At 73.1% G+C, this 1,970-nt stretch carries 1 protein-coding gene; it reads left to right on the top strand.

The genetic code is table 11. The features are described from left to right. Window positions 1-175 precede the first annotated feature (175 nt). The gene (locus tag MCM47_RS44460) at window positions 176-1,822 is read left to right on the top strand and encodes a carbamoyltransferase C-terminal domain-containing protein (RefSeq protein WP_238861838.1); all 1,647 of its coding nucleotides are present in this window, start codon (window positions 176-178) and stop codon (window positions 1,820-1,822) included. The last annotated feature ends 148 nt before the right edge of the window (window positions 1,823-1,970 follow it).

The following is a 1,970-nucleotide window of genomic DNA, read 5'->3' on the forward strand; positions in this document are numbered from 1 at the left end:
CCCCGCGGGCGAGCCGGTGGCCCTCACCAGCACCGGCAACGGCATGCACTGGGCCTGCACCCTGCTGCGCGTCTGAGCGGATACCGCCGGGCGTCGCCGAGCCGTCGTAGCACCGGCGCCGGCCGCGCCGCCGATCCCGCACCGCGTGTCCGAACTAGTAAGGAGAACAACCCCCGTGCGCATTCTCGGACTCGGAGGGTCCCACCACGATTTCGCCGCCTGCCTGGTGGAGGACGGCCGGATCGTGGCCGCGGTCGAGGAGGAACGCCTCACCCGGGTGAAGATCGCCTTCGGCCTCGGGCCGCGCCTGCAGCGCTGCCTGGCGGCGGACTACGTCCTCGCCGAGGCCGGCCTCGGGCCGGAGGACGTCGACCTGATCGTGGCCAACGACTTCCTCAACCCGGTGTACTCGCTGCGTTACCGCGACCGGATCGAGTGGATCGGCCACCACCTCTCGCACGCCGCCAGCACCTTCTACACCTCTCCGTTCCAGCGGGCGGCGGTCATGGTGATGGACGGCCGGGGCTCCGAGGTCGAACGCGACGGCGAGCGGCACGGCGAGACGATCAGCTTCTACACCGGCGACGCCCGGGGGCTCACCCTGCTGCGCGGCATCACCGGCCGGATCGCCACCGCCGAACAGCGGCTCGACGACACCTACGAGAACTCCATCGGCTGGATGTACGAGGCGGTCTCCAAGGAGATCGGCTTCCACACCGTCGGCGGCATGGGCGCCCCCGGCAAGACCATGGGCCTGGCCCCGTACGGCACTGCGCGCTACGTCGAGGCGCTGGCCGGGCTGTACGACCTGACCGACGGCGACTTCCGCCAGTCGCTCGCCCAGCAGGAGGCCGTGCGCGCCCTGATCGCCGGCGAACTCGCCCGCGCCGTCGGCGCGGAGGCCGCCGAGCAGGTCCGCGCCGACTTCGCGTACGCCGTCCAGGCCAACACCGAGCGGATCGTCGTCGAGCTGGCCCGCTGGCTGCACCGGGAGACCGGCGCCACCGACCTCTGCCTGGCCGGCGGGGTCGCCCTCAACAGCGTCGCCAACCACCTGATCCTCCGGGAGACGCCCTTCGAGCGGGTGCACATCGTGCCCGCCGCCGGCGACAACGGCACCGCCATCGGCGCCGCACTGCACGGCCACCACGCGCTGGGCGGCAACCCCTGGGCCCCCGCCGCCGGGCTGTTCTCGCCCTACCTCGGCCGGCTGTACGCCGCCGAGGAGATCGAGGCGGCCGTGGCCGCCCGGGCCGATCGGCTGACCGTGGAGCGCCCCGAGGACCTCTGCGCGACGGTGGCCCGGGAGCTCGCCGACGGCGCCGTGGTCGGCTGGTTCCAGGGGCGCTCCGAGATCGGGCCGCGCGCCCTGGGCAACCGCAGCATCCTCGCCGACCCGCGCGACCCCGCGATGAAGGACCGGATCAACGCCAAGGTCAAGCACCGCGAGGCGTTCCGCCCGTTCGCCCCCGTGGTCCTGGAGGAACGGCAGACCGAGTACTTCGCCTCCGCCGTCCCGGCCCACTACATGCTGCTGGTGCCGCAGGTCCGCCCGGAGAAGCGCGCGGTGATCCCCGCCGTCACCCACGTGGACGGCTCCGCCCGGCTGCAGACCGCCACCCCGGAGCTCAACCCGCGGCTGTGCGAACTGCTCGGCGCCTTCGACCGGCTCACCGGCGTGCCGGTGCTGCTCAACACCTCCTTCAACGACAACGAGGAGCCGATCGTGGAGACGCCCGAGGACGCCCTGCGCTGCTTCCTCTCCACCGACCTGGACGTGCTGGTCCTGCACGACCTGGTGATCCGCAAGGCGGCCGCGTGAACGCCCGGCCGTTCCCCGGGCGCCCGACGGTGGTCCTGCTCTGCGGCGGCCTCGGACTGCGCCAGCGCAGCGACGGCGACGACCTGCCGAAGCCGCTGCGCCCGCTGCCCGACGGCCGGGCGCTGATCCTGCACGTCCTGGACTACTA

The sequence above is a fragment of the Kitasatospora sp. A2-31 genome (assembly GCF_022288725.1).
Taxonomy (GTDB): Bacteria; Actinomycetota; Actinomycetes; order Streptomycetales; family Streptomycetaceae; genus Kitasatospora.